12 protein-coding genes and 1 pseudogene are annotated in these 10,124 nt (G+C 34.1%); 10 read left to right on the top strand and 3 right to left on the bottom strand.

Annotation, left to right across the window (positions count from 1 at the left end):
* A partial coding sequence (locus L950_RS22060) for an inorganic phosphate transporter (RefSeq protein WP_231577782.1) occupies positions 1 to 929 on the bottom strand: 929 nt, incomplete at its 3' end.
* A gap of 296 nt (positions 930 to 1,225) precedes the next feature.
* Between L950_RS22060 and gltS the strand changes: the two genes are divergently transcribed.
* A complete protein-coding gene (gltS, locus tag L950_RS22055) occupies positions 1,226 to 2,425 on the top strand; it encodes a sodium/glutamate symporter (protein ID WP_021190379.1) in 1,200 nt (399 codons plus the stop codon).
* Positions 2,426 to 2,512: 87 nt separating this feature from the next.
* On the opposite strand, the gene L950_RS22050 is transcribed toward gltS, so the two are convergent.
* Positions 2,513 to 3,331 carry an undecaprenyl-diphosphate phosphatase gene (locus tag L950_RS22050; RefSeq protein ID WP_231577781.1) on the bottom strand — a complete coding sequence of 273 codons (819 nt, stop codon included), beginning with the start codon at positions 3,329 to 3,331 and terminating at the stop codon, positions 2,513 to 2,515.
* A gap of 576 nt (positions 3,332 to 3,907) precedes the next feature.
* Between L950_RS22050 and L950_RS22045 the strand changes: the two genes are divergently transcribed.
* From L950_RS22045 to L950_RS22035, 4 genes and pseudogenes are all read left to right on the top strand, one after another.
* Complete coding sequence (locus L950_RS22045; protein ID WP_156169814.1) at positions 3,908 to 4,234, top strand: hypothetical protein; 327 nt, start codon at positions 3,908 to 3,910, stop codon at positions 4,232 to 4,234.
* A gap of 17 nt (positions 4,235 to 4,251) precedes the next feature.
* A pseudogene (locus tag L950_RS37560) lies at positions 4,252 to 4,470 on the top strand (helix-turn-helix domain-containing protein); the annotation flags it as partial.
* A 103-nt stretch (positions 4,471 to 4,573) separates the two neighbouring features.
* On the top strand, positions 4,574 to 5,749 hold the full coding sequence (gene nhaA / locus L950_RS22040) for a Na+/H+ antiporter NhaA (RefSeq protein ID WP_021190376.1): 1,176 nt from the start codon (positions 4,574 to 4,576) through the stop codon (positions 5,747 to 5,749).
* A gap of 59 nt (positions 5,750 to 5,808) precedes the next feature.
* On the top strand, positions 5,809 to 6,501 hold the full coding sequence (locus L950_RS22035; RefSeq protein WP_031288502.1) for a potassium channel family protein: 693 nt from the start codon (positions 5,809 to 5,811) through the stop codon (positions 6,499 to 6,501).
* On the opposite strand, the gene L950_RS22030 is transcribed toward L950_RS22035, so the two are convergent.
* Positions 6,475 to 7,380, bottom strand: a complete 906-nt coding sequence (locus L950_RS22030; protein ID WP_021190374.1) for a universal stress protein — start codon at positions 7,378 to 7,380, stop codon at positions 6,475 to 6,477. The two genes, L950_RS22035 and L950_RS22030, sit on opposite strands and share 27 nt — an antisense overlap.
* Positions 7,381 to 7,565: 185 nt before the next feature.
* Between L950_RS22030 and L950_RS34340 the strand changes: the two genes are divergently transcribed.
* The 5 genes from L950_RS34340 to L950_RS22015 form a co-directional block, all read left to right on the top strand.
* On the top strand, positions 7,566 to 7,931 hold the full coding sequence (locus tag L950_RS34340; RefSeq protein WP_231577780.1) for a helix-turn-helix transcriptional regulator: 366 nt from the start codon (positions 7,566 to 7,568) through the stop codon (positions 7,929 to 7,931).
* Positions 7,932 to 8,059: 128 nt separating this feature from the next.
* Entirely contained in the window at positions 8,060 to 8,323 is a 264-nt protein-coding gene (locus L950_RS34335; RefSeq protein ID WP_231577779.1) for a helix-turn-helix transcriptional regulator, read from the top strand.
* Positions 8,324 to 8,384: 61 nt separating this feature from the next.
* Positions 8,385 to 8,843, top strand: a complete 459-nt coding sequence (locus L950_RS22020) for a GyrI-like domain-containing protein (RefSeq protein WP_021190373.1) — start codon at positions 8,385 to 8,387, stop codon at positions 8,841 to 8,843.
* A 58-nt stretch (positions 8,844 to 8,901) separates the two neighbouring features.
* Positions 8,902 to 9,054 carry a DUF1801 domain-containing protein gene (locus L950_RS37555; protein WP_197086628.1) on the top strand — a complete coding sequence of 51 codons (153 nt, stop codon included), beginning with the start codon at positions 8,902 to 8,904 and terminating at the stop codon, positions 9,052 to 9,054.
* A gap of 50 nt (positions 9,055 to 9,104) precedes the next feature.
* Positions 9,105 to 10,124, top strand: a 1,020-nt coding sequence (locus L950_RS22015; RefSeq protein ID WP_021190372.1) for a mechanosensitive ion channel family protein, incomplete at its 3' end; no start/stop codon positions are given.

Raw genomic sequence — 10,124 nt, 5'->3', positions numbered from 1 at the left:
CATAAGGTAATCATCATGATAGCACCCGCGATAAATAATATCCAAGCTGGGGCAACAATATCCGCAGAAGCTAATTCTGACATCATATAGGTGTCCGGATTGCCACCAGATGCCTGAAAGAAACCGATGGCCTGAATGGCTGCTACGGGTACTCCGATAAAGTTAACCAGATCGTTTCCTGCAAAGGATAAAGCTAAAGCGAATGTACCAACACCGATAATGACCTTAAGGATGTTCACTTTTAACCTGATAAGTATAAAACTAAAGACCGTAAACAGCACAAAGCTTCCCAATATCAAATGCAGCTCGTGCGTGTTAATCCACTCCTTCGTTGCTTTATCGATGAAAGAAACGGTCTTCATCCCTTTAATCAGGATAAAATAACTAATGGAGGCTAAGGCGATACCACCAAATATAACTCCGAAGGATTTGATCTTACGTTCGTACTGAAAGGTGAATATGAGTCGAGAAAGGTATTGTACCGCCATACCTACAGTGAAGGACAGGACCACGGATAAGAGGATGCTGATGACAATCTCGGAGGCCTTCTCTGTATTAATATACTGTGAAAGCGTTGACCAATCGCCTGAGGTACTTACTATTTTATAGAGTCCTAGACAGACCGCAGCCCCTAGTAGCTCAAAGACGATGGATACTGTTGTAGAGGTCGGTAGTCCGAAATAGTTAAATACATCAAGGAGTATGATGTCTGTAATCATGACGGCGAGGAAGATAACTATAACATCATTAAAACTGAACATACCAGGAACGTAAATTCCACTTCTTGCAATCTCCATCATTCCACTTGAGAAAACCGCCCCAGACAAAATACCCGCACTAGCGAGAATCATAATCAGGCGGAAAGAAATAGCTTTGGAGCCAATAGCCGAATTTAAGAAATTGACAGCATCATTGGTTACGCCGACCATGAGGTCGATAATCCCTAAAGTGATCAGCGTAATAATTACGAGATATAAATAATTGTCCATAGTTATTATTTTCGCAAAGGTATGAACAAAAGGTGAGCCATATATTAAGTTAATGTTAAGTGTCTTTTTTATTAAGAACTATTACCTTTTTCAAGTAAAAGAATAATATTAGATAATATTGTTTTGATGCAATGAAGTATATTGTCAAAAAAATAACTGTTATATAGAAGTTCCTATTTTATATTTCTACCTTTAGTTCTTTTTGAGATTTAGAATACCACACTTAAAATAGATTTATGACTTTTGGATTGTTTGAAACATTAGCGTGCGCATGCTTAGTATTGCTTTTAGGATTTTTTATTGTTAAGAAAGTGAGTTTTTTCAGAAACTACAATATTCCTGAACCAGTTGTTGGAGGATTTTTTATTGCCATTATACTCTACATCCTGCATGTAACTATGGATCTTAGCTTTTCATTTGAATCTTCACTTCAGACAACCATGATGCTATTTTTCTTCACATCAATTGGATTAAGTGCAGAATTTGAAAAGCTTAAGAAAGGCGGAAAACCCTTATTCATATTTGTCGTTCTGACGGGAGCATTTATAATAGTTCAAAATATATTTGGTATATCTATAGCTTCAATGCTTGGCATAAACCCCAGCTATGGATTGATCGCGGGTTCCATAACGCTGACTGGAGGCCATGGAACAGGAGCTGCATGGGCACAAAATCTGACAGATACTTTCCAGATAAATGGAGCAATGGAGCTTGCGATGGCTTGTGCCACCTATGGATTGGTTATGGGAGGATTAATAGGTGGGCCTGTTGCAAAAGTCTTATTAAAGAAAAAAAATATAAAACCTACACATGAAATTCAAGAAAAAGAACTTCCAGTGGAAATGTTCGAAAGTCCCGCTTCAAAAAGAAGAATCAATGTTCGCAATATGATTGAAACATTAACCATGTTTGCTATTTGCTTGACATTAGGCCAAATACTATATGAATACGGAAAAGGCTCATGGATTGAACTTCCAAATTTTGTATGGTGCTTGTTCGTTGGCGTAATCATTCGTAATACCATTAATAGAACATCAAAATATGTCGTCAATGATCATGCTGTGGATGTGCTAGGAAATACAGGATTATACCTTTTTTTGACCATCGCACTCATGTCTCTACAATTATGGCAATTGCAGGGCTTAGCCTCTCAAGTACTGATCATCTTAGTATTACAAACTGTTTTACTGGTCTTTTTTGCGATGTTTATTACTTTTAAAGTTATGGGAAGTGATTATGATGCTATTGTATTAAGTGCTGGACACTGCGGATTTGGCTTAGGAGCAACCCCAACAGCTGTAGCGAATATGCAATCAATAACGGATAAATACGGCCCATCACACAAAGCGTTTTTAATCGTTCCTATGGTTGGCGCTTTCTTTGTCGATATCTTGAATAATTTGTTTATAAAACTATTTGTAAGTTATATATCATAGCGTAGTGTATATAGTTGCTTCTACACGCAATACATCAAGTCAATAATTGGGCGTTAACGTCCAATTATTGACTTAAGTAGCTAAATATTAAGAATAAAAATACGCATAGGTTATGACTGTAATTCCTACTGTAAAGCAATAAATAGCAAAATAGGTTAATTTAGCTTTTTTCACAATATTAATCATCCACGTACACGCGAACAAACCAGAAACAAATGCCGCTATAAACCCTAATAACAAGGAAGATGGTTTAATCGTTAAAGATGCTAAGGATTGATATTCAACATTTAAATCTAATACCATCTTGGCTGAAGCTCCAAGTATCAAAGGCAAAACCATAAGAAATGAAAAACGTGCAGCTGCAGACTTATCAACCCCCAATAATATAGATGTTGAAATAGTAGAGCCAGATCTGGATAAACCAGGAAGTAGTGCAGCGAACGATTGAGCAAGTCCTATAAGGATGGCCTCTTTAGTACCTATCGACCTAGTTGTATTTTTAGCTCTATTTGCAAAAAATAGAAGACAACTTGTAATTAAAAGCATCATTCCCACAATTAATAAATTGGAAAACAACTCTTCTAACATATCTTTTAGAAAAACTCCCACCAATGCCGCGGGAATCATTGAAAGTACGATGTACCAAGAATATTTTGTTTCCTCATTCCATTTAAATTGAAATATCCCTTTTATTATTTTCAAAATGTCCTTCCTAAAGATTACAATAGTACTCAAAGCTGTAGCTAAATGTAATACAATAGCGAACAATAAATTCTCCTCAGGATCAAATTGTAAACCTAGTAACTGTTGGGCAATAACAATATGCCCGGAAGATGAAACGGGTAAAAATTCTGTTAATCCTTGTACAATGCCAACAATGATAGATTTGATCGATTCACTCATCATGCCTTTTGTTTAATTAAGGTTCCAATTTAACCATATTTTTTTCAAGTATCGTAAATTATGACTTATAGAAGCATGTGTGGTCTAAATTTAATAAACATGTTAAGCATTAATATACTGAATTACAGACTATATTAAGGACACAAAAATTACTTTGTAATACTCTTATTACTTACAACTGTAGTATAATAAACCTTGTTAAAATATAAGTTGGATACTCATTTATAGGTATGATTATTGCTATAAATAAGCAGTAAATATCGAACCTACCAAAGTAAGCGAGCAATTGATAAAACGTATATATATGCCAATAAAATTATTAAATCGAATCAAAAAAATGAGCTAAGTCAACGACATTCTTTAAATGACAGCTTACTTTCTAAAAATTGCTCTAATAAACATATATTAGGAATATATGTATTTGCATGCGAAGATCTAGAAAAAAACCAGCCCTTATTCAATGATGGTATTCCTTCGCTTATTTTTATGCCTAGCTTATCGAGTGAAACTATACTAAGAAAAAATGGTAACCTCATTAAATTAAAATCCGTTTGGTTATGTTGTGGAATAATTAAAGATATGCAGTGGGAAATACCAGATGGTTTAGCATATATTACTGTTATTCGTTTTGATCCGGCATCATTTTATTCCATCTTTAATATCGATAGCACCGCGCTAATTAATAATACTGTTTGCAGTTTTGAAGATGTCGCCGATACGAAATGGTCTTCTGTGATTACAGAGATGTATACCAAGAATAAAGTAGAAGATAAACTTCAAGTCTGGAATAGCGCCCTTGAACAAGTAAAAATAGATGATTTTTTACCGCCTATTCTGAAATCTGCAATAGGCTTTATAGACACATATAAGGGCAATGTAACTGTTTCTCAACTGCTAAGTTATTAGGTGAAAATGTAAATAAAAAATGGTTACAAAGAAATTTTCTGAGATATTTTGGAATTACACCAAAGAAATACATCTCACTTCAACGCTTCATATACACCTATGAAAGGTATGAAAAAGAAATGCCTACTCCATTAAATATTGTACCTTTTGAGGGAGGATATTATGATTACAATCATTTTTTTAAGGATTTCAAACAATATTTAGGTGTTTCTCCTAAGCATTATTCTTGGAACTAATTAAGCAAATTAAGAAACGATATGGTTGTATTTATGTCTCTTTTTTACTAGTTATAGGTTCCATTGATTTGTATTTTTGTACTGAACTTTTACAATTGAAATTATGGAAAAAGGAATTAATCTAAACGTTTTTAAAGATTTTTTCAAATCTAGTAATGCTGGCGGAATACTATTATTTATTTGTGTCATTATTTCATTAATCATTGCAAACACATCACTTGGATCATCTCTTCAGGCTCTTTTAGATTGGGAACTGGGATATGAATCAACTGCCATCCATTTGAAATATAGCGTGCTCCTTTGGATTAATGATGGTTTAATGGCGATCTTCTTCTTACTGGTAGGCTTAGAAATTAAAAGAGAGATTGTTGAAGGCGAATTGTCCTCTCCTAAAAAGGCTTCATTACCAATCCTCTGCGCGATAGGTGGAGCAGTTATTCCAGCTCTGATTTATTTAAGTATAAATGCAGGAACAGACACTGTTTCGGGTTGGGGCATTCCGATGGCTACAGATATCGCATTTGCTTTAGCTGTTATAACGCTTCTTGGAAACAGGATACCAGCAAGCTTAAAAATATTCTTGGCAGCTCTTGCAATTGTAGACGATTTGATCGCAATTTTAGTAATTGCGTTATTTTACTCCTCTGGCATTGAAATAACTTATCTGATATATGCAGGAATTGGTCTTGCTATTCTAGTTATCATGAATAGATTAAATATCTTAAATCCTTACTTATACCTAATACCAGGTATATTTATTTGGTATTTCATACACCATTCTGGTATTCACGCTACTGTTGCCGGAGTATTGGTTGCTATGACGATACCGACCAACGATACGGCAATCGAATCGCCTTTAGAGCGATTAGAGCATGCTCTGGTAAAACCTGTCAATTTTTTAATTATTCCCATTTTTGCTTTTGCAAATACCAATATTACTATTGAAAGTGAAATGATTCATGGCTTAATAGCTCCTTTGGGTCTCGGTATCAGCCTTGGACTTTTATTAGGGAAACCTTTAGGGATATTTCTAATGGCTTTCATCTGCTCTAAATTAAAAATTAGCAGTCTACCCGAAGGTAGTAATTTTAAACACATAATAGGAATTGGATTATTAGCGGGTATTGGTTTTACAATGTCTATCTTTATTTCCATACTATCTTTTGATAACCCTTTATATGTTAATGAAGCAAAATTATCTATACTGATCTCTTCAATTTTAGCTGGATTACTTGGATATTTTTTATTAAAAAGCTTAAGCAATAAAAGAGCCGCTTAACAGCTTTAATACATGATTTGACTGAGACGATATTTATAAAAAAATCACACTACTTAATTTTGAAACATACGCTACGCAAAATAAAGAACTACTGGCTTTCTGATGCTAGTTTTGTCACCTTGCTGGTGATGTTGATGTTTATGGTATTTGTAATGCCTGTTCTCTTGGAGCAAGGTTTTGCAAATATCATCATCTTAAATGTTTTATTTTTGGTATTGTATTTTATTGGAATTTTTTCCAGTAAAGAAAAGTGGAGTATTTACCTATCATCACTCTTGTTTTGTGCTCATTTAATCCTACAGTTGATCAGATTTGACGATACACCAAAGGAATACTACCTGATCGAACGACTGGCAGGGCTTATCAATATGAGTCAATTTATACTCATTAATATCAGGTTACTTTTCAGAGACAGTAATACCAATAAGTACCGCATTATTGGTGCTATAAATGTGTATTTATTATTTGCTTTGATGGGAGCTTTTACTTTTGAAATTTTAAACATACAGACTGGAAAATCTATTACAGGAAATGTGCTGTTAGTAAATAATGACATGGACTATTCTGTGTATATTTACTACAGTTTAGTTTCCCTTACCACTGTAGGATATGGCGATATCTATCCAGATGGAATGTCGGCCCGAATGCTATCAGTTATGTTATCTGTTATTGGGATATTATACCCTGCAGTGGTGATAGCGAGATTAGTCTCTAATAATAGTAAATCAAATATAATAAACACTAAAGAATAGACTAATACACGTAGCCAAACCTCCAGTAGGTAATGCGACCTCTATGGAAACAACATCAATATTGGTACTCTGGTGTGAACAGCTAACTTTTAGAAGCACTTTACGAAATAAAGTGGCTAAAAAGCCTAATTTTCGAGGTGCTGTAACTAAGAGGTCTATATGATGATCTTCTACATAGGTGTTAATCTTTTCAACTATATCCTCTCCCTCCAGATAGGAATAAGTCGGCTCAAGACTGTCTAAACTTGAATGTAAAAATGACTGCTCTTCTATAAGTTGAGCGGCAGAATGCTGACCTTGGATACTAACATTGACTACATGCCATTCTAAACTAAGGAGTTCTTGCATCTGAAATATCATTTTTACAGGTAGCCTTTCATGCAAATGTGATAAATCTACAGCTAAAAGTACTTTTTTATAAAGATGTGCCAGATTCATTTCTGGAACTAGTAACAGATTAAAGGCATGCGATTCGATAAGATCAACGGTTGTTGATCCTACACTATTTTTCCCGCCATCGTCACTTCCTCTCAAACCAACAATGATAAGGTCTATTTTCTCATTTTCAGAAATTCGCAGAACACCATCCATAACGGTCAATAAGTCGTAATGTGCACTTATCGCTGTCATCGGAGATACTGTCGAAAGTTCTTGTTTCAGAAGGCGCAATTTTCCTTTCACATCGTCTATTTCCATTTCATCAATTACCGGAGGAGGAAGCATGAAGTCTCCGGTATTATAAAATTTGCTATTAAAATAGGCCAAAGAATGATAAATGATCACATTTTTAATTTTTGTCCGTTTTGCGATGGTAAGTAGCTGATCAAATGCGTGACGTGCAGCAACAGAAAAGTCGGTTAAAAATATAATTGTTTCCATGTTATTAAATTATACAATCGGTTTATCAAAAATGTAATCTTATTTTTAAAACAATATCAGGATAACATTGTTTTAATTTTGACAGTGAAACGTTACATTATTCTCATAAAAAATTCAGTACTTAAATTTAATTTGAATCTATACTTTTTCAATTATTCTATTGTATATTTTTGATTTAATCATAGATGAATGTTGACAAATTAATAATAGTAAGCTCAGAATTAGAAATGGATAATGGTAAAGATATAAAAAGACTCTCCCGACTAACGGCGATCCTGACCCAATTGCAAACCAAACGTCTTATTACAGCTTCTGAATTAGCCGAAAAATTCCTAGTAACAAAAAGGACGATATATAGGGATATAAAAGCTTTAGAAATGGCTGGTGTACCTATTCTGGTTGAGGAGGGAAAAGGTTATTCTTTAATGGATGGCTATCGGGTTTCACCTATAATGTTTACTGAAAGTGAAGCCAATGCTTTGATTACGGCAGAACAGCTGATCCTAAAAAATAAAGAAGTTCCTTCGTTAAGGAGTATTCGGAAGCAATAAATAAAATTAAATCTGTACTTAGAAATAATACGAAAGATAAAGCAAACTTACTTTCCGATCGCGTGGTATTCAGAATAAATTCCGACAATGACAGTACCAGTAATTATCTGTCAACAATACAGCTGGCTATGACGAATTTTAAACTTATAAAAATCAAATACCGGTCTTCTTCAGAAAACAAACAATTTACTGAAAGAACTATTGAACCTTTTGCAATCTACAGCACACAGGAAAACTGGTTACTTATTGCTTACTGCCGTTTAAGAAAAGATTTTAGAGCATTCCGTCTTGATAGAATTTTAGATCTGTTAACGCTAAACGAACAGTTTGAGCCACATGACATAACTCTGCAACAATATTTTGAAAGCTGCAAAAAGAAATCTTATTCATAGCCCTTGACATAAGGCTGTCACAGGACCATAGTAGTTTTGTAACGTACCAAATAATTAATACATGAAAAAAATTACTACCGAGCCCTTTAAATTAATTGGCATTTCTATCAGAACAACAAACGAAAACAATCTGGCCGCTACAGATATTACCGATTTATGGAATAGATTTATCAAGGAGAATGTGTTGGAGGCAATTCCAAATAAGATTGACGACACGATATATTCTGTATACACAAATTATGTAAGTGACCATACTGAACCATATACAGCAGTACTGGGATGTAAAGTGAAAAATTTATCGACAATTCCGGAAGGAATGATAGGAAAATCAATTGAAGGCGGAAAGTATCTGAAATTAACTGCCAAAGGAAATTTAATGAAGGGTTTGATTGTCAACAAATGGCAGGAAATCTGGAATTTAGATTTAGATCGAGCATTTACAACAGATTTTGAAATCTTTGGAGAAAAGGCACTAGATCCAACTGATGCAGAAATTGACTTTTTTATTGCAGTAAAATAGGGCGTATGATCGAGCATGTTTATAACTACTATCTGACCAAAGCAGAACCAATAAGGGGCTGTTTACTTCACTAAGGCATATTATACTTAATCACCATAAAAATATAACTGAAACACAGAAGTGGGGAATGCCCTGCTTCTGTTTTAAACAAAAAATAGTCTGCTTTTTATGGGCAGATAAGAAAACAGACGAACAAATTAGAACTCTTTAGAAGAGGTCAAAAACCCATCTATTTATTTTTTTGTAGATTTGTTTGTTAATATGCAGAAATCAAATAGTATTAACATTACCGGACAAACAACAAGTTCAATCTACCAGTGGACATTTAACCTTGCAGAAACAATAGGAGTACACGATAAAACAGCACATATTCTAAGTGCCACTTTTCTCATTATTGTAGCTTTTATCTTCTTGCTGTTCTTAGGTTATTTTTTTCGTTTCTTTTTCAATTCAATCGTTACCAGGTTTATTAAAAAAAGTAAAACTAATTGGGATGATAAATTACTTCAAAATAAGGTACAGATTCATTTAAGCCGTTTTATATTGATAGCAATTGCACAGCAGTTTCTACCCAATATATTTATCGGCTTCCCATCTTTTATAGACATACTAACAAAACTACTTGGTATTTTGATGATCTTCGCTATTTATGGTGTGGCTAATGCACTGTTAAAGACTGCAAGAGATATACTTCGTTCATCTAAAGGTTTTGTGGATAAACCTGTTGACAGTTATATTCAGGTGTTACAGATATTTTTGATATTTGTTGTTGGAACTCTTATTGTTTCTGTACTTACAGGAAATTCTCCTTGGTCATTTCTTGTTTCACTAGGAGCTGCCTCTGCTATTTTGATGCTGGTATTTAAAGATACCATTCTTGGTTTTGTAGCAAGTATACAGGTCTCTGCTAATGATTCTGTACGTGTTGGAGATTGGATAGAAATGCCTAAATATGGTGTTGATGGCGATATACTCCAAATAAATCTAAATAATGTACGCGTGCAGAACTGGGACAAGACAATTGTTACCATACCGACATATACCTTGCTGAGCGATTCCTTCAAAAATTATAGAGGTATGCAGGAAAGCGGAGGAAGAAGAATTAAAAGATCCATTTATATCAAAATATCCACCATTAGGTATCTCAGCGATGAAGAAATTCAGGAACTTAAAAAGATTGCGCTTTTAACACCTTTTATTGAAAAAAGAGAAAGAGAAATAAAAGAATATAATACAAAAAACAAAATTGACCCCAAAGTACTTGTAAACGGGAGAAGAATG

It is taken from the genome of Sphingobacterium sp. IITKGP-BTPF85 (genome assembly GCF_001006065.1).
GTDB classification, from domain to species: Bacteria; Bacteroidota; Bacteroidia; order Sphingobacteriales; family Sphingobacteriaceae; genus Sphingobacterium; species Sphingobacterium anhuiense.
Note: the sequence above shows the minus strand (reverse complement) of the source record. Positions and strands in the feature narration are given on the sequence as shown.